The organism is Kitasatospora herbaricolor, from assembly GCF_030813695.1.
In the GTDB taxonomy this organism is placed as follows: Bacteria; Actinomycetota; Actinomycetes; order Streptomycetales; family Streptomycetaceae; genus Kitasatospora; species Kitasatospora herbaricolor.
Genome location: NZ_JAUSVA010000002.1, coordinates 2,066,493 through 2,093,468, shown reverse-complemented (window position 1 = coordinate 2,093,468; position 26,976 = coordinate 2,066,493). Strand labels below are relative to the sequence as shown.

Sequence of the window (26,976 nt, the reverse complement as noted above, 5' to 3'; positions counted from 1 at the left end):
ATGATCGGCCTCGTTCTGGCAGCCGGCGCCGGCCGCCGGCTGCGCCCGTACACCGACACCCTGCCGAAGGCTCTGGTGCCGGTCGACGGGGAGCGGACCGTCCTGGACCTCACCCTCGGCAACTTCGCCGAGGTCGGTCTGCGGGAGGCGGCCGTCGTGGTCGGCTACCGCAAGGAGGCGGTGTACGACCGCAAGGACGCCCTGGAGCAGAAGTACGGCGTCAAGCTCACCCTGGTCGAGAACGACAAGGCCGAGGAGTGGAACAACGCCTACTCCCTCTGGTGCGCCCGGGACCTCTTCGGCGAGGGCCTGCTGCTCGCCAACGGCGACACCGTGCACCCGGCCTCGGTGCAGCGCACCATGCTGGACGGCAACGACCGCCTGGCCAAGGAGGGCCGCGCCCCCGGCATCCTGCTGGCCCTCGACACGGTGAAGAAGCTCGCCGACGAGGAGATGAAGGTCGTCGTGGACCCGGCCGCGGGCATGCGCCGGATCACCAAGCTGATGGAGCCCGCGGAGGCGACCGGTGAGTACATCGGCGTCACGGTCATCAACCCCTCCGCCGCCCAGGACCTCTCCGACGCCCTGCGCACCACCTTCGAGCGCGACCCGCAGCTGTACTACGAGGACGGCTACCAGGAGATGGTGAACCGGGGGCTGCGGATCGACGTGCAGCCGATCGGCGAGGTCTCCTGGGTCGAGGTCGACAACCACGAGGACCTGGCCAAGGCGCGGGAGATCGCGTGCCAGTACTGACCCGTCTGGTTCCGTCGCCGGTCTTCGTGGAGATCCGTCCGGGGGCCCTGGACTCGCTGGCCGGCATCCTCGCCGACCAGCGGCTGTCCGCCGCCGGCCGGATCGCGATCGCGATCAGCAACGGGTCCGGCGCGGCGCTGCGGGCCCGGCTGGAGCCGGCCCTGCCCGGCGCCGACTGGTACAACGTCGACGACGGCAGCCTGGACAGCGCGGTGCGCCTCGCCGACCGGATGCGGGCCGGGCACTACGACGCCATGGTCGGCCTCGGCGGCGGCAAGATCATCGACGCCGCCAAGTACGCCGCCGCCCGGGTCGGCCTGCCGGTGGTCGCGGTGGCCACCAACCTGGCCCACGACGGCATCTGCTCGCCGGTCTCGACCCTCGACAACGACGCCGGACGCGGCTCCTACGGGGTGCCGGGGCCGATCGGCATCGTGGTCGACCTGGACGTGATCCGCGAGGCGCCGCAGCGCTTCGTCGCGGCCGGCATCGGCGACGCGATCTCCAACATCTCCTCCTGCGCGGACTGGGAGCTGTCCCAGGCCGTCACCGGCGAGAAGGTCGACGGACTGGCCGTCGCGATGGCCCGTACGGCGGGGGAGAGCCTGCTGCGCCATCCGGGAAACCTCCAGGACAAGGACCTCCTTACGGCCCTGGCGGAAGCCCTGGTACTGTCCGGCATCGCGATGAATATCGCGGGCAGTACCCGGCCCTCCTCCGGTGCCTGCCACGAGATCTCGCATGCCCTGGACGTGCTGTATCCCAAGCGATCCGCCCAGCACGGCGAACAGGTGGGCCTCGGGGCCGCCTTCGCCAGCTTCCTGCGGGGCGAGCGCGAGCTGGCCGGTCTGATCGTGGAGTGCCTGGCGCGCCACGGCCTGCCGGTGACCGCAGCTCAGATCGGCTTCACCGAGGCGGAGTTCACCGAGGCGGTGCACTACGCTCCGAACACCCGTCCGGGTCGCTTCACCATCCTTGAGCACCTCGACCTCTCCCCATCAGCCATCAGGGACGCGTACGCCGACTATGTCCAAGCCGTCAACGACTGACCGCCCCGCGGTCGACCTCACGGTCCGGCCCTCGATCGAGGAGCTGCGGGCCGTCATCCACCCTGAGGGCATGCTCCAGCGCCGGAGCGCGGAGCACTGGGCGGGGCGCCTCTACATGCGCAGCATCTCGCTGCGGATCACCCGGGTGCTGGCGCCGGTCACCTTCATCACGCCCAACGGCCTCACCTACCTGATGATGCTCACCGGCATCCTGGCCGGTGCGGCACTGGTCGTCCCCGGGCTGGCCGGTGCGGTCCTCGGCGCGCTGCTGATCCAGGTCTACCTGCTGCTCGACTGCGTGGACGGCGAGGTGGCCCGCTGGCGCCGCCAGACCTCCCTCACCGGCGTCTACCTGGACCGGGTCGGCCACTACATGTCCGAGGCGGCGCTGCTCACCGGTCTCGGCCTGCGGGCCGCCGACCTGTTCCACCGCGGCGGCGGCGGCTCCAAGTGGGAGTGGGCCTTCCTGGGCACGCTGGCCGCGCTCGGCGCCATCCTGATCAAGTCGGAGACCGACCTGGTGGACGTGGCGCGGGCCCGCAGCGGCCTGTCCGCGGTCGAGGACAGCGCGGCGGTGCCGCGCTCCTCGGGTGTGGCCAAGGCCCGCAAGGCCGCCGCCTTCCTGAAGTTCCACCGGCTGGTCGGCGCGGTCGAGGCCTCGCTGTTCGTCCTGGCCGCCGGGGTGGCCGACGCCGTCCACGGCGGGCTGTTCTTCACCCGGCTCGCGGTGGTGGTGCTGGCGGCCGTCGCCATGCTGCAGACCGTGCTCCACCTGCTCAGCATCGTCCTTTCCAGCAGGCTCCGATGACCGCCCCGGCCGCCGGCGCCGCCGCGACCCGCCCCGAGGACTTCCGCCTCGGTGCGGTCATCATCACCATGGGCAACCGTCCCGCCGAGCTGAACGCGCTGATCGAGTCGGTGCTGGCGCAGCAGGGCCCGGCCGTCGAGCTGGCCGTGGTCGGCCAGGGCGCCGCGCTGCCGCCGCTGCCGGCGGGCGTGCGCTCGGTCGAGCTGCCGGAGAACGTCGGCATCCCCGGCGGGCGCAACGTCGGCATCGAGCTGTTCGGCCCGAACGGCCGGGACGTGGACGCGGTCCTCTTCCTGGACGACGACGGGCGGCTGCCCGGCACCGACTCGGCCCGGCTGCTGCGTGAGGCCTTCACCGCCGACCCGGGGCTGGGCATCGTCAGCTTCCGGATCGCCGACCCGGAGACCGGTGCCACCCAGCGCCGGCACGTGCCCCGGCTGCGGGCCAGCGATCCGCTGCGCTCGTCCCGGGTGACGACCTTCCTGGGCGGCGCCAGCGCCGTGCGGTGCACGGTGTTCGAGCAGGCCGGCCAGTTGCCCGCGGAGTTCTTCTACGCCCACGAGGAGACCGACCTCGCGTGGCGGGCGCTGGACGCAGGCTGGTCCATCGACTACCGGGCGGACGTGGTGCTGCACCACCCGACCACCTCGCCCGCCCGGCACGCCACGTTCTTCCACAACGTGGCCCGGAACCGGGTCTGGCTGGCACGGCGGAACCTTCCCGCCCTGTTCGTGCCTCTTTACCTGGGAACCTGGTTCCTGCTCACGCTGGCCCGCCGCCCCTCCCCCGAGGCGCTCAAGGCCTGGGTGGGCGGGTTCCGGGCGGGCTGGAGCGAGCCCTGCGGCACGCGCCGGCCCATGCGATGGCGTACTGTGTGGCGGCTGACCAGGTTGGGCAGACCGCCGGTCATCTGATCGCAGCGGCCGGCGACCACACCGCCGGCCGGACCTCCCCCGTGATCCCAGTGGATCCCCTTCCGGCGGACGTCCGGCGTACCCCGCCGACCGGCCGCCCGACTCCTGATCCCGCGAAGGACGAATGTGTCGACAGTGAGTGAACCCGTTAGCCTCTCGGCCCCGAGGGGGGCGGACGCGGGCCTGACTCCCAAGCAGCTTGCCAACAAGTACGGCCTGACCATCAGCGGCAAACGCCCCGGTGTGTTCGCGTACAGCCGGCAGCTGTGGGGACGTCGGCATTTCATCGTGGCCTTCGCCACCGCCCGCCTGGTCGCCCAGTACACGACGGCCAAGCTCGGCCAGGTCTGGCAGGTCGTGACGCCGCTGCTGAACTGCGCGGTGTTCTACCTGGTCTTCGGCGTGATGCTGAAGAACCGGGACATCCCCGAGTACATCCCGTGGCTCTGCACGGGTGTCTTCATCTTCCAGTTCACCCAGAGCGCGGTGCAGGCCGGCACCCGGTCGATCTCCGACAACCTGGGCCTGATCCGCGCGCTGCACTTCCCCCGGGCCAGCATGCCGATCGCGTTCACCGTGATCCAGCTCCAGCAGCTGCTGATCTCGATGGTCGTGCTGATCGCCATCGTCCTCGGCTTCGGCATCACGCCGGGCGCGAGCTGGGTGCTGATGGTCCCGGCGCTGTTCCTGCAGTGCGCGTTCAACACCGGCCTGGCGCTGATCATGGCCCGGATCGGCGCCAAGGCCAGCGACATGTCCCAGCTGATGCCGTTCATCCTGCGGACCTGGATGTACGTCTCCGGCGTGATGTACAGCATCCAGGGCAGCATCGCGGGCTGGCCGAGCTGGGCCCAGCGGCTCATGGAGCTCAACCCGGCCTCGGTCTACATGGAGCTGATGCGGCACTCGCTGATGCCGCAGATCTTCGACCCCGCCCTGTACCCCGAGCACTACCAGACCCTCCCGCAGCACATCTGGGTGATCGCGATCGCCTGGGCCGTGGTGCTCTTTGTTGCCGGATATGTGTTCTTCTGGAAGGCCGAGGAGGAGTACGGCCGTGGCTGAGACGACGACCATCACCGAGGACGACACCATGACGCGGGACGCTGTGGCAGCCGCCGACACCGCCAGGGTGCCCACCGTGATCGTGGACGACGTGCACATCGTGTACAAGGTGCACGGCGCGTCGGCGGGCAAGGGCAGCGCGACCTCGGCCCTGAGCCGGCTGATCGCCCGCAAGCGTTCGCCCGCCATCACCGAGGTGCACGCGGTGCGCGGGATCAGCTTCACCGCGTACAAGGGCGAGGCGGTCGGGCTGATCGGCTCGAACGGCTCGGGCAAGTCCACCATGCTGGCGGCCATCGCCGGCCTGCTGCCCACCGAGAAGGGCGGCATCTACACCAACGGCCAGCCCTCGCTGCTCGGTGTGAACGCCGCTCTGATGAACGAGCTGACCGGTGAGCGCAACGTGGTGCTCGGCTGCCTGGCGATGGGGATGACCCCGGCCGAGGTACGGGCGCGCTACCAGGAGATCGTCGACTTCTCGGGGATCAACGACAAGGGCGAGTTCATCAACCTGCCGATGCGCACCTACTCCTCCGGGATGTCGGCGCGGCTGCGCTTCTCCATCGCGGCGGCCAAGACGCACGACGTGCTGCTGATCGACGAGGCGCTCGCCACCGGTGACCAGGCGTTCCAGAAGCGCAGCGAGGACCGGATCCGCGAGCTGCGCCAGGAGGCCGGCACGGTGTTCCTGGTCAGCCACAACAACAACTCGATCCGCGACACCTGCGAGCGGACCATCTGGATCGAGACCGGCGAGATGGTCATGGACGGACCGACCGAGGAGGTCGTCCGCGCCTACGAGAAGGGCGAGCGCCCCTAGGGGCGTGTCCGTACGGCCGGTCCGAGGGGCCGGTGCCGGGGTCGGCGAGGCCGCCCGGGCACCGGCCCCTCGGCTGTGCGGGTGAGGCGGCGGCGGGGCGGCCGGGGCGGTCTTTCCCAGCGCGCCCGGTGGTGTCAGTCTGTACACGGGGGAGGGGTGTGCCGCAGGGGACATTCCCCGGGCGGCCCTGCGCCGCAGGCGTTCCGGGTCCGCCGCCGGGTGGCCGTGCCCGGCCCCGTACCGGGGGGTGCCCCCGGTATCGGACGCGTGTCCGGGCGAGGTCGGTGGTCCGGACGGTGTAGAACGGGGGAGTGACAGCAGTGTCGGCTTCGGCCCATCCGAGAGTTGAGTCAACGGACCCGTCAGCAGGGGTGACGCTGGACAAGGCGGACCTGGAGAACTTCCCGGTCGCCCCGTTCTTCCTGCCGGCCGCCTGGCGCACCGACCTGATGGCGGTGTACGGCTTCGCCCGGCTGGTCGACGACGCCGGCGACGGGGACCTCGCCGACCCCGCGGGCACCGCCCGGCAGCTCGACGTCGCGGCGGCGGCCCCCGCGCGCCCGGCCGCGGGCGCTCCCGCCGGCCCGCCCGCTGCCGAGGAGACCGCCTTCCGCCTCGCCCTGCTGGACGGCCTGGAGCGGGACCTCGACCGGGTCTTCGAGACGGCCCTGGACCCGGCGTCCGCCGACCGCCCCCGGCACCCGCTGATGCGCTCCCTCGTCCCGCTGGTCGGGCGGCACGCGCTCACGCCGGAGCCCTTCCGGCGGCTGATCGAGGCCAACCGGGTGGACCAGACCACCGCCCGCTACCCCGGCTACCAGGACCTGATCGACTACTGCCGGCTCTCCGCCGACCCGGTCGGCCGGCTGGTGCTCTCCATCGCCGGCGTCTCCACCCCCGAACGGATCGCCCTCTCGGACGCGATCTGCACGGCGCTGCAGATCGTCGAACACCTCCAGGACGTCGCCGAGGACCTCGCCCGGGGCCGGATCTACCTCCCCGCCGAGGACCTCGCGCGGTTCGGCGTCACCGAGGCCGACCTCGCCGCCCCGAGTGCCGGCCCCGCCGTCCGTGAGCTGGTCGCCTTCGAGGCGGACCGGGCCCGGACCCTGCTCGATCGCGGCGCGCCGCTGGTGGGTACGGTTCGGGGGAGGCTCCGACTGCTCCTGGCGGGATTCACCGCCGGCGGCTACGCGGCCCTGGCCGCCGTCGAGGCGGCCGGGTACGACGTACTCGCCCAGCAGGCGAAGCCCGACAAGCGCCGCCTCGCAGCGAAGGCGGCGGCAATCTTCGCGAAGGGAAGGTGAACGCCCGAGTGGCGGCATCACCACTGGCGTCGGCGCAGGTCCTGGCGGCCTATCGGTACTGCGAGGCGGTCACCGGCCTGCAGGCCCGCAATTTCAGCTACGGGATCCGGCTGCTGCCGGAGCCGAAGCGGCTGGCCATGTCGGCCCTCTACGCCCTGGCCCGCCGGGTCGACGACATCGGCGACGGCGAACTGCCCCCCGAGCGCAAGGCCGACCAGCTGCTGCGCACCCGCGACCTGCTGGACGAGATCAGGGCCGGCGAGGTCGCCGAGGACGACACCGACCCGATCAAGGTCGCGCTGGCGGACGCCGCGCGGCGCTTCCCGATCCCGCTGGGCGGCTTCGACGAGCTGATCGACGGCGTCGAGATGGATCTCAAGGGCGCCGAGTACCGGACCTACGAGCAGCTCAAGGTCTACTGCCGCTGCGTGGCCGGCTCGATCGGCCGCCTCTCGCTCGGCGTCTACGGCTGCGAGGACCCGGTGCGCGGCGCCGAGTACGCCGACACCCTGGGCCTGGCGCTGCAGCTCACCAACATCCTGCGCGACCTGCGCGAGGACGCCGTCAACGGCCGGACCTACCTGCCCGCCGAGGACCTCGCCCGGTTCGGCTGCGAGCAGGGCTTCGCCCTGGCCAGGCCGCAGGCCGGCGCCGACTTCGCGGGCCTGGTGGCCTTCGAGGCCGCGCGGGCCCAGCAGGCCTTCGCCGAGGGCCTGCGGCTGCTCCCGCTGCTGGACCGCCGCAGCCGCGCCTGCACCGCCGCGATGGCGGGCATCTACCACCGGCTGCTCGGCCGGATCGCCTCGGACCCCGAGTCGGTGCTGCGCGGCCGGGTGTCGCTGCCGGGCTGGGAGAAGGCATACGTGGCACTGTCGGGGCTCGCCGGAGGGCGTTCTTGATTCTCACGTCAGTTATGTCACGCTTTGTCAACGCGGAATCACACACGGGCGGATTCGCGTCGAGCACCTGCTTCCCGTGCGCCGACGACAGGGGGGAGGGCTGATGAGCGTGCGATCCGACACCGCCCGGCCCACCGCCGTGGTGGTCGGCGGCGGCCTGGCCGGGATCACCGCCGCCCTGCGGCTGGCCGAGGCCGACCACCGCGTCACCCTGGTCGAGGGCCGCCCCAGGCTCGGCGGCCTGGCCTTCTCCTTCCAGCGCGGCGAGCTGACCGTCGACAACGGCCAGCACGTCTTCCTGCGCTGCTGCACCGCCTACCGCGGGCTGGTCGACCGGCTCGGCGCCGGCCGGCTGGTCGACATCCAGCCCCGGCTGGACGTCCCCGTGCTCGCCGTCCGGGGCTCCGGGCCGGCCGCCCGCCGGACCCTGGGCCGGCTGCGTCGGGCGGCCCTGCCCGTCCCGCTGCACCTGGCGGGCAGCCTGGCGGCGTACCCGCACCTGGGCCCGGCCGACCGGCTGCGGGTGGTCCGGGCGGCCCTGGCGCTGAAGGGCCTGGACCTCACGGACCCGGCCCTGGACGAGATCTCCTTCGGCGACTGGCTGCGCGGCAACGGTCAGAACGCCGCCACCCTCGCCGCGATGTGGGACCTGGTGGGCGTGGCGACCCTGAACGCCACGGCGGACCAGGTCTCGCTGGCGCTGGCCGCGATGGTCTTCAAGACCGGGCTGCTCTCCGACCCGGGCGCCTCGGACATCGGCACGGCCGCCGTCCCGCTGGGCGCGATCCACCACGACGCGGCGCTGGCCGAGCTGGAGCGCGCCGGCGTGCGGGTCCTGCTGCGTGCCCGTGCCACCGAGCTCAAGCCCGCCGGCCAGCACGCCGTGCGACTGGACGGCGGCGAGCTGCTGGCCGCCGACACGGTCGTCCTCGCGGGGGCCCAGGACACCGCCGCCGCCCTGCTCCCGCCGGACGCGATCGAGGGGCAGCAGCGGCTCGCGGGCTTCGGCACCGCGCCGATCCTCAACCTGCACGTCATCTACGACCGCAAGGTGCTGCGCCGCCCGTTCTTCGCCGCGCTGGGATCGCCCGTGCAGTGGGTCTTCGACCGCACCGCGCACTCCGGGCTGGCCGGCTCCGGCCTCGGCGCCGCGCACCCGGGGGCCCAGTACCTGGCGGTCTCGCAGTCCGCCGTCCAGGACGAGATCGACCTGCCGGTGGCCGAGCTGCGCCGCCGCTACCTGCCCGAGCTCGCCCGGCTGCTGCCGGCCGCGGCCGGCGCCGAGGTGCTGGACTTCTTCGTCACCCGCGAGCGCACCGCGACCTTCGACCCGGCCCCGGGCAGCGCCGCACTGCGCCCGCACGCCCGGACCAGGGTCCCGGGCCTGCTGCTGGCCGGCTCGTGGACGGCCACCGGCTGGCCCGCGACCATGGAGAGTGCCGTGCGCAGCGGCCACGCGGCGGCCGACGCCGCACTGGCGGACGGCGCCCGCCGTCCCGTCGACCGAGGTGACGGGAGGTGGCCCAGGTGACCCCGGGCACCGTCCGCGCCGGCGCCGGGGGAACCGCCGCCGACACCGCAATCACCCGGCCGTCCAGCACGGCCCGGCACCACCAGGGAGAGGGAACGTCCGTGGAGTCACGCATCGGCAGAGGCGCGGGAGGCACGGCGCAGGCCGAGCCGGTCTCGGTGCCCGAGCTGCTCGCCCACGCCCGCACGCTCTGCGCCGCCCCGCTGCGGGCCTCGGTGGCCCGTCTGGTGGCCCCGATGGACACCGTCGCGGCCTACCACTTCGGCTGGATCGACCGGGACGGCACCGCCGTCCAGGGCGACAGCGGCAAGGCCGTGCGCCCCGCGCTGGCCCTGCTCTCGGCCCGGGCGGTGGGTGCTCCGGCCGAGGTCGGCGTGCCCGGCGGGGTCTCCGTTGAACTGGTGCACAACTTCTCCCTGCTCCATGATGATCTGATGGACGGTGACGAGACCCGACGGCACCGGGCCACCGCCTGGACGGTCTTCGGTCCGGCCCAGGCGATCCTGGTCGGCGACGCCCTGGCGACCCTCGGGACGGAGGTGCTGCTGGACGCCGCCGTGACCGGTGGGGCCAGTGCCACCGACGCGGCCCGGGCCGTCCGACTGATCACCACCGCCACCCGCAAGCTCATCGACGGACAGGCCCAGGACCTCTCCTTCGAGCACCGCGACGTCGTCACCGTCGAGGAGTGCCTGGAGATGGAGGGCAACAAGACCGGCGCCCTGCTCGCCGCCGCCTCCGCGATCGGCGCGGTGCTCGCCGGTGCCGACGACCGCACCTCGGACGCGCTCCAGCGCTACGGCCACCACCTGGGCCTCGCCTTCCAGGCCGTCGACGACCTGCTCGGCATCTGGGGCGCCACCGAGGTCACCGGCAAGCCGCACTGGGGCGACCTGCGTCAGCGCAAGAAGTCCCTGCCGGTCGCCGCGGCCCTCGCCGAGGGCAGCGCGGCCTCGCGCCGGCTGGCCGAGGAGCTGGCCGACCCGAAGGGGCGCGGGGAGGAGAGCGAACCGCAGCTCGCCGCCCGCGCGGCACTGATCGAGGAGGCGGGCGGCCGGTCCTGGACCCAGGACGAGGCCCGCCGCCAGCACAAGACTGCCCTCGCCGCCCTGGACGAGGTGCCGATGGCCGACACGGTGCGTGAGCACTTCGTCGCACTCGCCGAATTCGTGGTGGTACGAGAGAGGTGACGTCAAGTTGACAGCAACTGCGGACGGCCGGCTCGACCCTGAGTACGATTCCGAGCCGGTCGCGGTGGGCGAGCGCCCACCGGCGCCTGACCGCCCGAAGGGGCACCAGGCGCCGGCAGCGGCTCCGTCCCTGCCACCCGCGAAAGCCGGGCGGTGGGAGACCGACGGAAGTCAGCCGGTCCGACAAGCTGATGGACCTACTACCGGTGGCACCGGCCCCGCCTCCGCCCAGGAGGCACTGTCCCGCGCCACCACCCACCTGCTGTCACTGCAGAGCTCCGAGGGCTGGTGGAAGGGTGACCTGGAAACCAACGTCACCATGGACGCCGAGGACTTGTTACTGCGCCAGTTCCTCGGCATCCGGGACGAAGAACTGACCAAGGCCACCGCCGAATGGATCCGCTCCCAGCAGCGGGACGACGGCACCTGGTCCACCTTCTACGGCGGGCCCGCGGAGCTCTCCACCACCGTCGAGGCGTACGTCGCCCTGAAACTCGCCGGGGACGACCCCGGCGCCCCGCACATGCAGGCCGCCGCCCGGCACATCAGGGACAGCGGCGGCATCGCGGCCACCCGGGTCTTCACCCGGATCTGGCTGGCCCTGTTCGGCTGGTGGCCGTGGGAACGGCTGCCGGAGATGCCGCCCGAGATCATGTTCCTGCCCCGCTGGCTGCCGCTGAACATCTACGCCTTCGGCTGCTGGGCCCGGCAGACGATCGTCCCGCTCACCGTGGTCTCCGCCCACCGCCCGGTCCGCCCGGCCCCGTTCGCCCTCACCGAACTGCACACCGACCCGGCGAACCCCTTCCCCCAGCGCCCGCTCGCCCCGCCCACCAGCTGGGACGGCATCTTCGAGCGGCTGGACAAGTTCCTGCACGCCTACCACCGCCGGGCCGTCCGCCCGCTGCGCCGGGTCGCCCTCGCGCAGGCCGCCCGCTGGATCGTGGAGCGGCAGGAGGCGGACGGCTGCTGGGGCGGCATCCAGCCCCCCGCCGTCTACTCGCTGATCGCCCTCCACCTCCAGGGCTACGAGCTGGAACACCCCGTCATGCAGGCCGGCCTCGCCGCCTTCGACCGCTTCACCGTGCACACCGAGGACGGCATGCGCTGGCTGGAGGCCTGCCAGTCCCCGGTCTGGGACACCTGCCTGGCCACCATCGCGCTGGTCGACGCCGGCGTGGGCGCCGACCACCCCGCCCTGGTCTCCGCCGTCGACTGGATGATCGGGGAGGAGATCACCCGGCGCGGCGACTGGTCCGTACGGCGTCCGTCGCTCGCCCCCGGCGGCTGGGCCTTCGAGTTCGAGAACGACAACTACCCCGACATCGACGACACCGCCGAGGTGGTGCTGGCCCTGCGCCGGGTCGCGCACCCGGACCCCGGCCGGGTCTCCGGCGCGGTCGGGCGGGCCGTCGACTGGAACCTCGGCATGCAGTCCAAGAACGGCGCCTGGGGCGCCTTCGACGTGGACAACACCAGCACCCTGCCGAACAAGCTGCCCTTCTGCGACTTCGGGGAGGTCGTCGACCCGCCGTCGGCCGACGTCACGGCCCACGTGGTCGAGATGCTCGCCGAAGTCGGCATGGCGGACGACCCGCGCACCCGCCGGGGCGTGCAGTGGCTGCTGCGCAACCAGGAGAAGGACGGCTCCTGGTTCGGCCGCTGGGGCACCAACTACATCTACGGCACCGGCTCCGTCCTGCCCGCCCTGGTCGCCGCCGGGCTCCCGGAGGACCACCCGGCGATCCGCCGGGCGGTCCGCTGGCTGGAGGACCGCCAGAACGCCGACGGCGGGTGGGGCGAGGACATGCGCTCCTACGAGGACCCGGAGAACTGGGCCGGGCGAGGCGACTCCACCGCCTCGCAGACCGCCTGGGCACTGATGGCCCTGCTCGCCGCCGGCGAGGGCCCGCAGGGCCGGGCCAACCCCGCCGTCGAACGCGGCGTCGACTGGCTGGTGCGCACCCAGCTGCCCGAGGGCACCTGGGACGAACCACAGTTCACCGGCACCGGATTCCCCTGGGACTTCTCCATCAACTACCACCTCTACCGCCTGGTCTTCCCCGTCACCGCCCTCGGCCGCTACCTGCACGGCACGCCCGGCATCGGCACCCTGGCCGGCAGCCTGCCCCGGATCGGAGCCGCCCGATGAGCACGGCCCCGCTCCTGGTGCTCTGCGCCTTGGGCCCCGAGGTCTGGGCCCTGCGCGGCGGGGACTGGTCGGGCGCGGCCGGCGGCCCGCCCGTGCTGGTGCGCACCGGAATGGGCCGGCGCCGCGCCGGACTCGCCGTCAGGCGCCTGCTGACGGCCGCCCCCGGCGGGTACAGCGCCCTGGTGGTGGCGGGATTCGGCGCCGCCGTCGCACCGGGAATAAGCCCCGGGGACGTCATCGTTGCGGACGGGGTGCGCGATGCCGAAGGCAACCACTTCGCGATCGGCTCCGGCCCGACCCTGGCCAAGGCCCTCCAGGCCCACGGCCTGACCACGCACATCGGTGTGCACCACACCGCCGACCACGTCGTCCGCGGCCTGGAGCGCCGCGCCCTGCACGCCCAGGGCGCGCTGGCCGTCGACATGGAGGCCGCGGCCGTGCTGGCCCGGCTCCGGGAGCTCCACCCGGCCGCCCGACCCGGCGGCGGCCCCGACGCCGGCCCGCTGCCCGCGGCCGTCCTGCGGGTGGTGGTCGACACCCCCGAGCGAGAGCTGGTCCGCCCCGGCACCCTGCCGGCCGGACTGCGGGCCTGGCGCACGCTGCGCGCCACCGTACCCGCCCTGGTGGCCTGGCACGCGCAGGCCTCCGCCACCGCCGGTGCGGCCCCGGCCGGCGCCTCCCGCGCCGGCCAGCACCCCCCCGTTCACCCCACATCCTCGACGCTCCCTCAGGAGGCGAGCTAGCCATGGCCATGCCGCTGCGCCAGACCGTGCGGGTCAGCACCTACCTCATGCAGCAGAAGCTGCTCAAGCGCCGGGACAAGTTCCCACTCATCGTGGAACTGGAGCCGCTGTTCGCCTGCAACCTGGCCTGTGAGGGCTGCGGCAAGATCCAGCACCCGGCGGGGGTGCTCAAGCAGCGCATGCCGGTCGCCCAGGCGGTCGGCGCCGTGCTGGAGTCCGGCGCGCCGATGGTCTCCATCGCCGGCGGCGAGCCGCTGATGCATCCGCAGATCGACGAGATCGTCCGTCAGCTGGTGGAGCGGCGCAAGTACGTCTTCCTCTGCACCAACGCCCTCCTGCTGCGCAAGAAGCTGGACAAGTTCACCCCCTCGCGGTACTTCACCTTCACGGTGCACATCGACGGCCTGCGCGAGCGGCACGACGCGTCGGTGGCCAAGGAGGGCACCTTCGACGAGGCCGTGGAGGCGATCAAGGAGGCCAAGCGGCGCGGCTTCCGGGTCACCACCAACAGCACCTTCTTCAACACCGACACCCCGCAGACCATCATCGAGGTGCTCGACTACCTCAACGACGACCTCAAGGTCGACGAGATGATGATCTCCCCGGCCTTCGCCTACGAGAAGGCCCCCGACCAGGAGCACTTCCTCGGCGTCGAGCAGACCAGGGAGCTCTTCAAGAAGACCTTCGCCGGCGGCAACCGGCGCCGGTGGCGCCTCAACCACAGCCCGCTCTTCCTGGACTTCCTGGAGGGCAAGGTCGACTTCGAGTGCACCGCCTGGGGCATCCCCAACTACTCGCTGTTCGGCTGGCAGCGCCCCTGCTACCTGATGTCCGACGGCTACGTGCCGACCTACCGCGAACTGATCGAGAAGACCGACTGGTCGAAGTACGGCCGCGGCCGCGACCCGCGCTGCGAGAACTGCATGGCGCACTGCGGGTACGAGCCGACCGCGGTGCTCGCCACCATGGGGTCGCTCACCGAGTCGCTGCGCGCCGTCCGGGAGACCATCGGCGCCAACCGCCAGCACTGACCCGCCGCCCGGCACGGGCTCCCCGTGCCGGGCACCCGTCCCTTCCCGGCGGCCCGGGCGCGCGGTGCTCGGCAGGCGGGCCGGCCGTTCCCACGGCAGGCTGGACACCCCGCTCACCGGTCGGACGAGCCCGAGCCGGCCGGCCCCGAGCCGGGAACTCCGCGTCGTACCAGCCTTGAGCCGTACCAGCCCTGAGCCGAACGAGTCCTGAGGTGAATCCATGTCACTCCTGCCCGCGATCAAGGGACCAGCGGACCTCAGACAGCTTCCCACGTCGGACCTGCCCCTCCTGGCCGAGGAGATCCGGGACTTCCTGATCGACGCCGTCACCCGGACGGGCGGCCACCTCGGCCCCAATCTCGGCGTCGTCGAACTCACCATCGCCCTGCACCGGGTCTTCGACTCCCCGTACGACCGGATCGTCTGGGACACCGGGCACCAGAGCTACGTGCACAAGCTGCTCACCGGCCGGCAGGACTTCAGCCGGCTGCGGGCGAAGGGCGGCCTCTCCGGGTACCCGTCGCGGGCCGAGTCCGAGCACGACCTGGTGGAGAACTCGCACGCCTCCACCGCGCTCGCCTACGCCGACGGCCTCGCCAAGGCCACCCAGCTGCTCGGCCAGCACGACCGGCACACCGTCGCCGTGATCGGCGACGGCGCCCTCACCGGCGGCCTCGCCTGGGAGGCCCTCAACAACATCGCCGAGGCGCAGGACCGGCCGCTGGTCATCGTCGTCAACGACAACGAGCGCTCCTACGCCCGGACCGTCGGCGGCCTGGCCCACCACCTCTCCACCCTGCGCACCACCCAGGGCTACGAACGGTTCCTGGCGCTCGGCAAGGGCGCCCTGCAGCGCACGCCGCTGGTCGGACAGCCGATCTTCGACGCGCTGCACGGCGCCAAGAAGGGGTTCAAGGACGCCTTCGCGCCGCAGGGCATGTTCGAGGACCTCGGCCTGAAGTACCTCGGCCCGATCGACGGGCACGACATCGCCGCCGTCGAGCAGGCGCTGCGCCAGGCCCGCGGCTTCGGCGGCCCGGTCATCGTGCACTGCCTGACCGTCAAGGGCCGCGGCTACCGGCCCGCCGAGCAGGACGAGGCCGACCGGTTCCACGCGGTCGGCCCGATCGACCCGTACACCTGCCTGCCGATCTCGCCGAGCGGCGGCACCTCCTGGACGTCGGTCTTCGGCAGCGAGATGCTCGCCATCGGCACCGAACGCCCGGACGTGGTCGCGATCACCGCGGCGATGCTCCAGCCGGTGGGCCTGGCCAAGTTCGCCGAGGCCTTCCCCGAACGGACCTTCGACGTCGGGATCGCCGAGCAGCACGCCGTCACCAGCGCCGCCGGCCTCGCCACCGGCGGCCTGCACCCGGTCGTCGCGGTCTACGCGACCTTCCTCAACCGGGCCTTCGACCAGGTGCTGATGGACGTCGCGCTGCACAGGCTCGGCGTCACCTTCGTACTGGACCGCGCGGGCGTCACCGGCACCGACGGCGCCTCGCACAACGGCATGTGGGACATGTCCGTCCTGCAGGTCGTCCCCGGCCTGCGCCTGGCCGCCCCGCGCGACGCCGACCAGCTCCGGGCCCTGCTGCGGGAGGCCGTCGAGGTCACCGACGCCCCGACGGTCGTGCGCTTCCCCAAGGCCGACATCGGGCCGGCCGTCACGGCGCAGGAGCGGATCGGCGGCGTCGACGTGCTGCAGCGCACCGGCCCCGCCCCCGAGATCCTGCTGGTCGCCGTCGGCACCACCGCGCCCGCCTGCCTGGACGCCGCGGCGCTGCTGCTGGCCGAGGGCTTCACCACCACCGTCGTCGACCCGCGCTGGGTCAAACCGGTGGACCGGGCGCTGGTCGAACTCGCGGCCGCCCACCGCCTGGTGGTCACCGTCGAGGACAACGGCCGGGCCGGGGGCGTCGGCGCGGCCGTCGCCCAGGCCCTGCGGGACGCCGAGGTCGACACGCCGCTGCGCGTGCTCGGCATTCCCCAGGAGTTCCTCGCGCACGCCTCGCGCGGCGAGATCCTGGAGGAGATCGGCCTCACCGGCACCGGCGTGGCCGCCCAGACCGCCGCCGTCGCCAAGCGGCTGCTACCGACCCGAGGAGCGAACCAGCGCCATGCCGGCTGATCCCCGCACCGAACCGGCCCCCGACCGCCCGGCCGCCGGGCCGGCCTTCGACCTCGCCGCGCTGCTCGCCGAACGCGGCGCCGAGCGCTACGAGCTGCACAGCAGGTACCTCAACCCGCAGCTGCCGCGGATGCTGCGGACCATCGGCTTCGACAAGTACTACGAGCGCGCCGAAGGGCCGTACTTCTACGACGCCGAGGGCAACGAGTACCTCGACATGCTGGCCGGCTTCGGCATCTTCGCGCTGGGCCGGCACCACCCCGTGGTGCGGGCCGCCGTCCAGCAGGTGATGGACCTCTCACTGCCCGACCTCACCCGCTTCGACTGCGCCCCGCTGCCCGGCCTGCTCGCCGAGGAACTGCTCTCGTACACCCCCGGACTGGACCGGGTGTTCTTCGGCAACAGCGGCACCGAGGCGGTCGAGACGGCGCTGAAGTTCGCCCGGTACGCCACCGGCCGCCGCCGCGTCCTCTACTGCGACCACGCCTTCCACGGGCTGACCGCCGGCTCGCTCTCCGTCAACGGCGAGAGCGGGTTCCGCAAGGGCTTCGACCCGCTGCTGCCGGACACCGCGATCCCGCTCGGCGACCTGGGCGCCCTCGCCCGCGAGCTCAGGAAGGGCGACGTGGCCGCCCTGATCGTCGAACCGATCCAGGGCAAGGGCGTGCTCGCCCCGCCGCCCGGCTGGCTGCGCGCCGCCCAGGACCTGCTGCATGCCGACAAGGCCCTGCTGATCTGCGACGAGGTGCAGACCGGGATCGGCCGGACCGGCGAGTTCTTCGCCTACCAGCACGAGGACGGCGTGCTGCCGGACCTGGTCTGCGCGGCCAAGGCGCTCTCCGGCGGGTACGTGCCGGTCGGTGCCACCCTCGGCAAGGGCTGGATCTTCGAGAAGGTGTACTCCTCGATGGACCGGGTCCTGGTGCACTCGGCGAGCTTCGGCTCCAACGCCCAGGCGATGGCCGCGGGCCTCGCCACCCTGCACGTGATGCGGGACGAGAAGGTGGTCGAGAACGCCCGGCGTACGGGCGACCTGCTGCGCGAGCGGCTGGCCGCGCTGACCGACCGGTACGAGCTGCTCGCCGAGGTCCGGGGCCGGGGGCTGATGATCGGGATCGAGTTCGGCCGGCCGAAGTCGCTCAAGCTGCGCACCGGGTGGACGGCCCTGCAGGCCGCCCGCAAGGGCCTGTTCGCGCAGATGGTGGTCGTCCCGCTGCTCCAGCGGCACCGGATCCTCACCCAGGTGTCCGGCGACCACCTGGAGGTCATCAAGCTGATCCCGCCGCTCACCGTCACCGAGCGGGACGTCGACCGCTTCGTCGACGCCTTCACCGACGTGATGGACGACGCGCACCGGGGCAGCGGCCTGATGTGGGACTTCGGGCGGACGCTGGTCAAGCAGGCGGTCGGCAGCAGGTGAGCCGGGCGCGCCGCCCCGCACCCCGGCCCGTCCGGGCGGCGCGGGGCGGCGCGCCGGGGCAGGCGGTCAGAGTTCGGTCTGCCGGCGGTGCAGCACGACCAGCAGGTCCACCAGCGCGACCACGGTCAGGACGGCGCAGGCGACGGCGAACCCGATCAGGGTGCCGCGGGACGGCGCGCCGTCCGGTGCGGCCCGGGCGGCGAGGACCGCGAAGCCGGCGGTGCAGAGCGCGAAGAACGGCGTGAAGGTCAGGGACAGCAGCAAACGGAGTTTGAGGTCGCTGCGGGCGGTCGCGGGCTCGCTGCCGCTGCGCCAGCGCCGGGGGGCCGTCGCACGCACGGTCCTCACCTCCTCGCGGCGGGCACCGCCCCGGCCGTCCGGCCCGGGCGGGTCTACGATTCCAGCGTACGTCCGACCGGAAGGGGGAACCGCGATGACGGAGGAGAACACCCGGGACTTTCCCGGGCTGTCCGTCGAGGCCGCCGAGGAGCTGGCCCGTGAACGCGGCTGGGCCGGCGTCCGGCTGCTGGAGCCCGGCGCGATGATCACCATGGAGTACCGCGAGGGACGGCTGAACCTGGTGGTCCGGGACGGGGTGGTGGAACGCGGCTGGGAGGGCTGACCGCCGCCCGCCCCCGCTGCACGGGCCGCCGCAGGTAGTCCGGTGCCGCGGTCACGGGCCGGTGCGCGCTCAGGGGCCGGCGTGCGGGCGGTCGGGCCGCCGGGCCCGGCGGTGGGCCGCGATCCGGACCGCCGCGGAGGCCAGCAGCGGCTCGGCCAGCGGCAGGGCCAGCAGGACCAGCAGACCGGCCGCCCACCCCGCGAGGACGTCGCTCACCCAGTGCGTGCCGAGGTACACCGTGGTGAGCCCGATCGAGCAGGCGGTGGCGCCGGCCAGCACCGCTCCGGTCCGCCGCCAGCGGGCCGCCAGGTAGGCCAGCACACCCCAGGTGACCACGGCGTTAGCGGTGTGGCCGGAGGGGAAGATGGTGCCACCGGAGAAGAGCTCGGCCGAGCCCACGTAGTGGGCGTAGTGCGGGCCCAGCCGGCCGGTGACGATCTTCACGGTGCCGACCGTGACGTTGAGCAGCAGCAGGGCCGTGCCCATCACCAGCAGCGGGCGCGCGTTGTGGGTCCGGCAGGCGCGCCAGACCAGCCAGCCGCCGGCGGCGATCGCGGACGGACCGCGCTGGCCCGCCACCACCCAGGTGCTCAGCAGCGGCTCCAGTTCGGGCCACCGGTGGTAGGGCCGCGCCAGTCTGGCCCACCAGTCGAGGTCCACCAGGGCGGTGTCCAGGAGCACGCCGGCGATGACGATCAGATACGCCAGTGCGGTCAGGCCGAGCAGGGTGGCCTGCGTCCGGTTCAGCGGGGGCCAGGCGGAGTAGGCCGTGACCTGCTCGGCCGGCGGCCGGCTCGGGGCCGATGAGGATTCGGTCTGGGCTTGCACGGAATGGAGATTACCCGTGCCAAGAATTCATGAGTCATTTTTCCCGAGGAAAAGGCCGCAGGTCACAGTGTGTGCTAAGCAGGCTTCTCGTCAGGTGTTCATGTCGCCGGGGCGGCCTCCGCAGCGAAAGTGGAGATTTTCTCCGATCACTCCTGCGGGTTATTTTGATTCGAATTGATGACCGATGTTCGAGATTGAATTCCGATGGTCGTCCCCGTCGTTCCCGCCCGTCCGGCAGCCCTACGACTCCGCCGCGCGGAGCCCCGCCAGGATCGCCGAGGTGGCCGGGTCGGCCGGCAGGAAGGCCTCCAGTTTCAGCTCGGCCAGGGTCACGTCCGCGGCGGTGGCGAAGGTGGTGACGGTGGTGATCAGCCGCAGCAGGCCGTGCCGCGAGTGCAGCTCCAGCGGGACGGCGAAGCCCAGCGGGGCCGCGGCCGGGGCCCGGGCCGGCAGGTAGGTGCGGAGTTCGGCGTGCAGGGCGTCCAGGCGCTGGTCCGGGTGGCGCTCCGCCTCGCGGCGCAGGCCGTTCAGCACGTGCTGGGCCCACTCGGCGAAGTTCCCGATCCGCGGTGCCAGACCCCGCGGATGCAGCGCCACCCGGTAGACGTTGGTCGCCGGGCCCAGCAGATCGGCCGGTACGCCCTCCGTGAGGAGCCCGAACGCCGCGTTGCCGGCGACCAGTTCGCCGTACCGGTCGACCACCACCGCGGGATAGGGCAGATGGCCGGTCAGGATGTGCTCCAACGCGTCCAGTACCGGGGCGAGTTCGGGGCTGCCCAGGGCGCCGCTCGGATAGGCGGGGGCGAACCCGGCGGACAGCAGCAGGTCGTTGCGTTCGCGCAGCGGCAGCTCCAGCGACTCGGCCAGCCGCACCACCAGTTCACGTCCCGGCGTCGAGCGCCCGGTCTCGATGAAGCTGAGGTGCCGCTGGGTGGTGCCGGCCCGGTCGGCGAGTTCGAGCTGGCTGAGGCGGCGTCGGGTGCGCCGCTCGCGCAGTGCCTGAGGGAAGTCCACGCCCCAGTTCTACTGCCGGGGTCGAGGGAATCGCCATTCCCCGCAGGGAATTGCCCGGCCCACCGGCCCGGCGCAGGCTGGCACCCATGACGGACGAGATGCGTGTGGGTGTGGTGCTGCCGACCGGTGCGGCGCAGTGGGACGGATCCGGCGGGCCGCGCGGACTGCTCGGACTCGGGGCGCGGGCCGAGGCGTTGGGCTTCGACTCGCTCTGGGTCGGGGACACCCTGCTCAAGCCCATGATCGAGCCGGTCACCCTGCTCGGCGCCCTGGCCGCCCGTACCGAGCGGGTCACCCTCGGTACGGCCGCCCTGCTGCCCGCCTTCCGCCGGCCGGTGCAGACGGCCCAGGCGCTCGCCTCGGTGGACCTGTTGTCGGGCGGCCGGCTGGTGGTGACGGTGGGCGCCGGATTCCCGGGCCGGTCCGAGCGCGAGTACGCCGCCTCCGAGGTGCCCTGGGAGCGCCGGTTCGGCCGGCTGGACGAAACCGTGGCGCTCTGGCGCCAGTTGTGGAACTCCACCGGTCCCTCCGCGTTCCACGGCAAGGTGCTGCACTTCGACGACCTGCCCGGCGGGCTCGCCCCGCACCGGGCCGGCGGCCCGCCGGTCTGGCTGGGCGGCGCCACCCCCGCGGCGCTGGCCAGGACCGGCCGGCGGTACGACGGCTGGCTGCCCTACCCGCCGGACCACCGGGCCTACGGGCCGGGCCTGGCCGAGGTCCGGCGCGCGGCCGCCGAAGCCGGGCGGGACGAGGGCGCCGTCGCCCCCGCCCTCTACACCACCGTGCTGATCGCGCCCGACCCGGCGGCCGGCCGGAAGGCACTGGACGCCTACACCCGCACCACCTACGGGGTGCCGCTGGAGGTGGCCGAGACGATCCAGTGCCTGATCGCCGGACCGGTCGAGCACATCGCCCGGGAGCTGGGGCGGTACGCGGAGCAGGGCGCGCGGCACCTGGTGTGCCGGATCGGCGCGCTCGACGCCGCGGCCCAGACGGAGCAGCTGGAGGGGCTCGCCGCACTGCTGCCCGCCCTGCGGGAGCCTCGCGACCGAGCCGGTTCCGCGGAGACCGGCCGGGCCCGGTGACGGCTCGGGCGGAGCCCCCGGGGCCGCGGCATGACCATGGTGCGCACGGGAGCATGCTCATGCCTATATAGAGGAGAGCCCGGGCCGGTCGCGCACGGGCGGGCCCGGCGGACGGAAGGCGCCCCCGGCCGGCCGAGGGCGCCCGTCCGCCGGGGCGGCTCAGTCGAGCGGCCCGCCGGCGACGTAGACGACCTGGCCGGACACGAAGCCCGCGCCCTCGCCGGCCAGGAACGAGATGGTGTTGGCGATGTCCTCGGGGACGCCGACCCGGTTGACCGGGATCTGGGTGGCGGCCGCCGCCTTGAAGGCCTCGAACTCCATGCCGACCCGGGCGGCGGTGGCCGCCGTCATCTCGGTGGCGATGAAGCCGGGCGCGACGGCGTTGGCGGTGATGCCGAACTTGCCCAGCTCGATCGCCAGGGTCTTGGTGAAGCCCTGCAGGCCGGCCTTGGCGGCGGAGTAGTTGGCCTGGCCGCGGTTGCCCTGGGCGGAGGAGGAGGACAGGTTGACGATCCGCCCGAAGCCGGCGTCGACCATGTGCTTCTGCACCGCGCGGGTCATCAGGAAGGCGCCCTTGAGGTGCACGTTCATCACGGTGTCCCAGTCGGACTCGGACATCTTGAACAGCAGGTTGTCGCGCAGCACGCCGGCGTTGTTGACCAGGACGACCGGGGCGCCGAGCTCGGCCGCGATCCGGTCGACGGCGGCCCGGACCTGCTCGGCGTCGGAGACGTCGGCCCCGACGGCCAGGGCCCGGCCGCCGGCGGCGACGATCTTGTCCACGGTGTCCTTGCCGGCGGCCTCCTCGAGGTCGACCACGGCGACGGCGTAGCCGTCGGCGGCCAGCCGCAGTGCGGTGGCGGCGCCGATTCCGCGGGCTGCTCCGGTGACGACCGCGACCCGGGGGGCGGTGCTCTGCTCGGTCATGCTCGGTCTCGTCTCTCTCGTGGGGTTACGGGCCGGGCTGCGCGAAAAAAATCGTGAAGGCCGGCCGGAGGGTGGCGTTGAGAGCGCTTCGCCGACACCTTACCGACGAGTAGTCTGGTGAACCAGAGGACAGAGCCGCAGGTGACCGAGGGTAAGGACCGGTCGGTCGGCTTTCTGCTGCGAGCGGGTGAACGACACCCCGGCCGGGCGTGTAAATATGCCAAGTTCGCCGAAGTTGCGTCTACTATCGGCCCCCGTCTGCCAGCAGGGCCTTGGCGTTTGTATAGTGTGCGCCAGCAGCCACCGGCTGCACGGCTGGCGCGCCCTCCCTCATAGCGGGACGCCCACACGCCGTTACTGCCCCACCCGGGTGTCCCACACACACCGGGTGTGACATCGGGACGGATACATGGTGCTGGGGGAGATCCCGACGACCCGCGTGTCCGCGCGACTGCAGCAGTCGCCCGGACACCTCATCCGCGTTGCACAGCAGGTCCACACCCGTTTGTGGTCCGAGCACGTCGGGGCCGACCTCACGGCTCCGCAGTTCGCCGTACTGCTGGTTCTCGCCCTCGAACCGGGCGCCGACCAGCGCACGGTGGGGGAGCGGGCCTCGCTCGACAAGGCCACGATGGCCGAAATGGTCGCCCGACTGGTGCGGCGCGGCCTGGTGCTGCGGCGCCGCGACCCCGCGGACGGCCGGCGCAAACTGCTGGCGCTCTCTCAGAACGGCGCGCAGGCGGTCCGCGAGGCCACCGGCGGCGTGGTTCGTGTGCAGCGCACGCTGTTCGAGCCGCTCAGCCCTGAGGAGCAGCTGGAGATCGTCCGGGTGATGGCGAGGATAGCCAGGCTGGAGCCGGCCGCGGTGGCCGTTCTGACCGATGCCCGCCCGATGCTCGACGCCCAGCGTGCGATCGGCTACCTGATCCGCGTCGGGCAGCAGGTGCACACCAAGCTCTGGTCGGAGCACGTCGGTTCGGAGCTGACGGCGCCGCAGTACGCGGTGCTGGACGCGCTGGAGCTGGAGCCGGGCGCCGACCAGCGCACGGTCGGCGAGCTGGCCTCGCTGGACAAGGCGACGATGGCCGAGATGGTCAGCCGGCTGGTCCGCCGGGGCCTGGTGCTCCGCCGCCGGGACCCCTCGGACGGTCGCCGCAACCTGCTCTCGCTGTCCTCGGCGGGCCAGGATCTGCTGCACCGCTCGGCGGCGGGCGTGCGCGAGGTGCAGCGACTGCTGCTCTCGCCGCTGGAGGAGCACGAGCACGAGGACGCCCTCGCGCTGCTCGCCAAGGCGGCTCGTCTGTAGACCAGCCAAAACGATTCGCCTGAATTCTGCGGGCCGTCACCCCGATCCCGGGGTGACGGCCTTCGGCATTGACGCGCCGTCAGCATTCGATCGTGCCCGTCCGGGCCCGTCCTGGCCGGGCCCGGACCGGCTCGTCCCGGCCGACCCCGGCGCGGACGGTCAGTTCCAGTCGAAGCCCTGCGGGTCCGGGCCGAGGCGCACGCCGGTCTCGACGCCCTCGATCGCCGCGAAGTCCTCGGCGTCCAGCTCGAAGCCGGTGACGTCCAGGTTCTCCTTGATCCGCGAAGGGGTGACCGACTTCGGGATCGCGATCACGCCGCTCTGCAGGTGCCAGCGCAGCACCACCTGGGCGACGGTCCGGCCGTGCTTCTCGGCGATCTTCACGAGCGCGGGCTCGGACAGCAGGCTCTTGCCCTGGCCCAGCGGGCTCCACGCCTCGGTGGCGATGCCGTGCTGGGCGTGGAAGGCGCGCAGCTGGCGCTGCGGGAAGTGCGGGTGCAGCTCGACCTGGTTGAGCACCGGCACCACGGAGGACTCCTCCAGCAGGCGGGTCAGCTGCTCGGGGCCGAAGTTCGAGACGCCCACCGACTTCACCCGGCCGTCCGCGAGCAGCTGCTCGAAGGCCTTCCACACGTTGAGGTAGCTGCCGTGCATGGGCCGCGGCCAGTGGATCAGGTACAGGTCGACGTAGTCCAGGCCCAGCTTGTCGAGCGAGCTGTCGAAGGCCCTGAGCACCGCGTCGCGGCCCTGCTCGCCCGTCCAGTCGGCGGTGCCCGAGTTCCACAGCTTGGTGGTGATGTAGAGGTCCTCGCGGCGGATGCCGCCGGCGACCGCCTCCGCGACCGCCTGGCCGGTGCCGACCTCGTTCTCGTAGATCGCGGCGGTGTCGACGGAACGGTAGCCCGCCTCGATCGCCGTGCGGACCGCGGCCGTCGCCTCGGCGTCAGGGACCTGCCAGACGCCGAAGCCGAGCTGCGGGATGTGCGCCCCGTTGTTGAGCGAGACGGTGGGGATGGTGCTCACGGGAAGGGGTGCCCTCCTGGTCGTCCGATGGTTCCGGATCTTGCCAACCAGACCGGCGCCGTCGATGTTCCCGGCCCGGAGGGGAAAGTCGGCGGCCGCCGGACGGCCGGAAAACCTGTTGCGTACGTCACACCGCTACGGGCAGGCTCGATTCCCATGACGTCGTGAACCCAGCCCGCCGTGACGCCTCCGGCCCCCGCCCCCACGTGCCGCCCGCCGGCGTACCCCCGCCCGAGCCGCCCTCCGTACCCCTGTGCCCGCGTGCCCCGGCAGCCGCGTACCCACGTGCCCGCCGGTACCCCCGGCCGCGTCCCGTGACCCGGGCCGCGCGCCACCCCTCCCGTGCCCGTACACCCCGCAACGGAGCGTCATGCCGCTCAAACCCCTGCCGCTGCCCGATCCCGGCAGTCCCGATCTCTCCTCGCCGCTCGCCTTCCTGCGCTGGCTCCAGCGCAGCCAACGGCGCGGCCAGGTGCTCTCCACCTGCTGGGCGCTGCTGGAGATGGGCTGCCGGGCGGCCCTGCCGCTGCCGCTCGGCCAGGGCGTCCAGGCCGCCGTCGACGGCGACGCCGCCGGAATCTGGCGGGCCGGGGCCTTCGCCCTGGCGCTGTCGGCCGTCGCCGCCGGCGGCACCGTGCTGCTGCACCGCCAGGCCGTCTGGAACTGGATCACCGCCGCCACCCAGGTCCGCCAGCTGGTCGCCCGGCAGGCCTCCCGGCTCGGCGCCGGCCTCTCCCGCCGGATCGCCACCGGCGAGATCGTCGCGGTGGGCAGCGGCGACGTCGAGAAGATCGGCTGGTACGTCGAGCTGGTCGCCCGGGTCCGGGCCGCCGTCCTGGTCTGGCTCGGCGTGAGCGCCGTCGTGCTCACCGTCCAGCCGCTGCTCGGCCTGGTGGTCCTGCTCGGCGTGCCGGTGCTGGCCGCTTCGGTGTGGCCGCTGCTCGGGCCCTTCGAGAAGCGGTACGCCGAGCAGCGCGCGCTCGGCGGCAAGGCCACCGAGCTGGCCGCGGACACCGTCGCCGGGCTGCGCGTGCTGCGCGGCATCGGCGGCGAGGAGCTCTTCCTGGCCCGGTACCGCGCCGCCTCGCAGAAGGTCCGGGCGGCCGCGGTCCGGGCCACCCGGCTCTCCTCGCTGATGCAGGCCCAGCAGGTTCTGCTGCCCGGGCTCTTCGTGGTCGGCGTCACCTGGTACGGCGCGCACCTGGCGGCCACCGGGCGGATCGGCATCGGCACCCTGGTCTCGGTGTACGGCGCGACGGCCTTCCTGGCCGCGCCGCTGCGCATCCTCGGCGAGGCCGCGCACGCCTGGAGCGTGGCCCGGGTCTCCGCCGGGCGGGCCACCCGGGTGCTCGCGCTGACCCGGACGAGCGGCACCCCGGACGCCGCGCTGGCCCGCCCCGAGCGCGCCGACCTGCACGATCCGCTCACCGGGCTGACCGCCCGCGCGGGCGAGCTGACCGCCGTGGTCTGCGGCGACCCGGACTTCGCCGGGGAGCTCGCCGAGCGCCTCGGCGGCCACGTCCCGCCGGCCGAGGGGGACGCGCCGGCGCCCGAGCAGCACGCCGTGCGGCTCGGCGGGACCTCGCTGGACGCCGTGCCACTGGCCGAGGCCCGTGCCGCGGTACTGGTCCACGACAAGGAGCCGGTGCTGCTCTCCGGCACGCTGGCCGAGTTGCTGGACGTGCCCGCCTCGGGCCGGATCGAGCCCGCCGAGGCACTGGCCGCCGCCCGCGCCGAGGACGTGCTGGACGCGCTGGTGGACGGCTCGCCCGACTGCGGGGGAGACCCGATGCGGGCGGTGATCACCGAGCGCGGACGCTCGCTCTCCGGCGGCCAGCGCCAGCGTCTGGCCCTGGCCCGCTCGCTGTTCGCCGACCCGCCGGTGCTCGTCCTGGACGAGCCGACCAGCGCAGTCGACGCCCACACCGAGTCGCGGATCGCGGCCGGCCTGCGCCGCAGCCGCGCCGGGCGGACGACCGTCGTGCTGGCCACCAGCCCGCTGCTGCTCGACCAGGCCGACCGGGTGCTGCTCGTCCACCAGGGCCGGGTCACCGCCGCCGGCACCCACCGGGAACTGCTGCACCGCGAACCGCTCTACCGGGCCGTGGTCACCCGCGAGGAGGACCCGGCGCCGGTGGCGGCGGTACCCGCGAGCGTGCGGGAGGCGGTGTGAGCGCCGCCACGGCCGGCCGCGTCCCCACGAGGACCGTCCGAACTGCGCGCACCCGCACCGAGAGCACCTGTACCGAGAGCACCCGCACCGAGCCCGCCCGCACCGAGCCCGCCCGCGTCCGGACCGTCCGTGCCCCCGCCCCCCGGCTGGGGTCCGGCCGGGGCCGCGGCGGGTCCGCCCGC

24 protein-coding genes are annotated in these 26,976 nt (G+C 73.2%); 19 read left to right on the top strand and 5 right to left on the bottom strand.

The window, feature by feature from the left end; translation table 11 throughout:
• The 15 genes from J2S46_RS09455 (at position 1) to J2S46_RS09385 (ending at position 17,816) form a co-directional block, all read left to right on the top strand.
• Positions 1-756, top strand: coding sequence for a phosphocholine cytidylyltransferase family protein (locus tag J2S46_RS09455; RefSeq protein ID WP_191292235.1), 756 nt, complete (start codon positions 1-3; stop codon positions 754-756).
• Positions 744-1,805, top strand: coding sequence for an iron-containing alcohol dehydrogenase family protein (locus J2S46_RS09450; protein ID WP_073925384.1), 1,062 nt, complete (start codon positions 744-746; stop codon positions 1,803-1,805). The genes J2S46_RS09455 and J2S46_RS09450 overlap by 13 nt, the downstream gene beginning before the upstream one ends.
• Positions 1,783-2,613, top strand: coding sequence for a CDP-alcohol phosphatidyltransferase family protein (locus J2S46_RS09445; RefSeq protein ID WP_191292236.1), 831 nt, complete (start codon positions 1,783-1,785; stop codon positions 2,611-2,613). The genes J2S46_RS09450 and J2S46_RS09445 overlap by 23 nt, the downstream gene beginning before the upstream one ends.
• Entirely contained in the window at positions 2,610-3,527 is a 918-nt protein-coding gene (locus J2S46_RS09440; RefSeq protein ID WP_191292237.1) for a glycosyltransferase family 2 protein, read from the top strand. The genes J2S46_RS09445 and J2S46_RS09440 overlap by 4 nt, the downstream gene beginning before the upstream one ends.
• Positions 3,528-3,653: 126 nt before the next feature.
• Positions 3,654-4,592 (top strand): ABC transporter permease, encoded by a 939-nt coding sequence (locus tag J2S46_RS09435; protein WP_191292238.1) that lies wholly within the window; start codon positions 3,654-3,656, stop codon positions 4,590-4,592.
• A gap of 28 nt (positions 4,593-4,620) precedes the next feature.
• Complete coding sequence (locus J2S46_RS09430; RefSeq protein WP_191292304.1) at positions 4,621-5,412, top strand: ABC transporter ATP-binding protein; 792 nt, start codon at positions 4,621-4,623, stop codon at positions 5,410-5,412.
• Between the two features lie 371 nt (positions 5,413-5,783).
• A complete protein-coding gene (hpnC, locus tag J2S46_RS09425; RefSeq protein ID WP_229913064.1) occupies positions 5,784-6,719 on the top strand; it encodes a squalene synthase HpnC in 936 nt (311 codons plus the stop codon).
• Between the two features lie 8 nt (positions 6,720-6,727).
• On the top strand, positions 6,728-7,618 hold the full coding sequence (hpnD, locus tag J2S46_RS09420; protein WP_229913065.1) for a presqualene diphosphate synthase HpnD: 891 nt from the start codon (positions 6,728-6,730) through the stop codon (positions 7,616-7,618).
• Positions 7,619-7,721: 103 nt separating this feature from the next.
• Complete coding sequence (gene hpnE, locus J2S46_RS09415) at positions 7,722-9,149, top strand: hydroxysqualene dehydroxylase HpnE (RefSeq protein ID WP_191292240.1); 1,428 nt, start codon at positions 7,722-7,724, stop codon at positions 9,147-9,149.
• A gap of 101 nt (positions 9,150-9,250) precedes the next feature.
• A complete protein-coding gene (locus J2S46_RS09410) occupies positions 9,251-10,339 on the top strand; it encodes a polyprenyl synthetase family protein (protein WP_370882179.1) in 1,089 nt (362 codons plus the stop codon).
• Between the two features lie 130 nt (positions 10,340-10,469).
• Positions 10,470-12,491 carry a squalene--hopene cyclase gene (gene shc / locus J2S46_RS09405; RefSeq protein WP_191292310.1) on the top strand — a complete coding sequence of 674 codons (2,022 nt, stop codon included), beginning with the start codon at positions 10,470-10,472 and terminating at the stop codon, positions 12,489-12,491.
• Complete coding sequence (locus J2S46_RS09400; protein WP_191292241.1) at positions 12,488-13,234, top strand: phosphorylase family protein; 747 nt, start codon at positions 12,488-12,490, stop codon at positions 13,232-13,234. The genes shc and J2S46_RS09400 overlap by 4 nt, the downstream gene beginning before the upstream one ends.
• Positions 13,235-13,236: 2 nt before the next feature.
• Complete coding sequence (hpnH, locus tag J2S46_RS09395) at positions 13,237-14,265, top strand: adenosyl-hopene transferase HpnH (RefSeq protein WP_191292242.1); 1,029 nt, start codon at positions 13,237-13,239, stop codon at positions 14,263-14,265.
• Between the two features lie 220 nt (positions 14,266-14,485).
• Entirely contained in the window at positions 14,486-16,396 is a 1,911-nt protein-coding gene (gene dxs, locus J2S46_RS09390; RefSeq protein ID WP_191292243.1) for a 1-deoxy-D-xylulose-5-phosphate synthase, read from the top strand.
• The gene (locus tag J2S46_RS09385; protein WP_191292244.1) at positions 16,386-17,816 is read left to right on the top strand and encodes an aspartate aminotransferase family protein; all 1,431 of its coding nucleotides are present in this window, start codon (positions 16,386-16,388) and stop codon (positions 17,814-17,816) included. The genes dxs and J2S46_RS09385 overlap by 11 nt, the downstream gene beginning before the upstream one ends.
• A gap of 66 nt (positions 17,817-17,882) precedes the next feature.
• Here J2S46_RS09385 and J2S46_RS09380 read toward each other — a convergent pair whose 3' ends face one another.
• Positions 17,883-18,155, bottom strand: a complete 273-nt coding sequence (locus tag J2S46_RS09380; RefSeq protein ID WP_191292245.1) for a DUF6343 family protein — start codon at positions 18,153-18,155, stop codon at positions 17,883-17,885.
• A gap of 94 nt (positions 18,156-18,249) precedes the next feature.
• Between J2S46_RS09380 and J2S46_RS09375 the strand changes: the two genes are divergently transcribed.
• Positions 18,250-18,438: an I78 family peptidase inhibitor gene (locus tag J2S46_RS09375; protein ID WP_191292246.1), complete on the top strand. Its 189-nt coding sequence runs from the start codon at positions 18,250-18,252 to the stop codon at positions 18,436-18,438.
• 69 nt (positions 18,439-18,507) lie between these two features.
• On the opposite strand, the gene J2S46_RS09370 is transcribed toward J2S46_RS09375, so the two are convergent.
• The gene (locus tag J2S46_RS09370; protein WP_229913066.1) at positions 18,508-19,266 is read right to left on the bottom strand and encodes a phosphatase PAP2 family protein; all 759 of its coding nucleotides are present in this window, start codon (positions 19,264-19,266) and stop codon (positions 18,508-18,510) included.
• Between the two features lie 240 nt (positions 19,267-19,506).
• Entirely contained in the window at positions 19,507-20,280 is a 774-nt protein-coding gene (locus J2S46_RS09365; RefSeq protein ID WP_191292247.1) for a helix-turn-helix transcriptional regulator, read from the bottom strand.
• 86 nt (positions 20,281-20,366) lie between these two features.
• On the opposite strand from J2S46_RS09365, the gene J2S46_RS09360 reads away from it, so the two are divergent.
• A complete protein-coding gene (locus J2S46_RS09360) occupies positions 20,367-21,365 on the top strand; it encodes an LLM class flavin-dependent oxidoreductase (RefSeq protein WP_229913067.1) in 999 nt (332 codons plus the stop codon).
• Between the two features lie 159 nt (positions 21,366-21,524).
• On the opposite strand, the gene fabG is transcribed toward J2S46_RS09360, so the two are convergent.
• The gene (gene fabG, locus J2S46_RS09355) at positions 21,525-22,292 is read right to left on the bottom strand and encodes a 3-oxoacyl-ACP reductase FabG (protein ID WP_191292248.1); all 768 of its coding nucleotides are present in this window, start codon (positions 22,290-22,292) and stop codon (positions 21,525-21,527) included.
• Between the two features lie 439 nt (positions 22,293-22,731).
• Here fabG and J2S46_RS09350 point away from each other — a divergent pair, with 439 nt between their 5' ends.
• Positions 22,732-23,598, top strand: a complete 867-nt coding sequence (locus J2S46_RS09350; RefSeq protein ID WP_266324379.1) for a MarR family winged helix-turn-helix transcriptional regulator — start codon at positions 22,732-22,734, stop codon at positions 23,596-23,598.
• Positions 23,599-23,757: 159 nt separating this feature from the next.
• On the opposite strand, the gene J2S46_RS09345 is transcribed toward J2S46_RS09350, so the two are convergent.
• Positions 23,758-24,621: an aldo/keto reductase gene (locus tag J2S46_RS09345; protein WP_191292249.1), complete on the bottom strand. Its 864-nt coding sequence runs from the start codon at positions 24,619-24,621 to the stop codon at positions 23,758-23,760.
• A gap of 370 nt (positions 24,622-24,991) precedes the next feature.
• On the opposite strand from J2S46_RS09345, the gene J2S46_RS09340 reads away from it, so the two are divergent.
• The gene (locus J2S46_RS09340) at positions 24,992-26,794 is read left to right on the top strand and encodes an ABC transporter transmembrane domain-containing protein (protein WP_191292250.1); all 1,803 of its coding nucleotides are present in this window, start codon (positions 24,992-24,994) and stop codon (positions 26,792-26,794) included.
• The last annotated feature ends 182 nt before the right edge of the window (positions 26,795-26,976 follow it).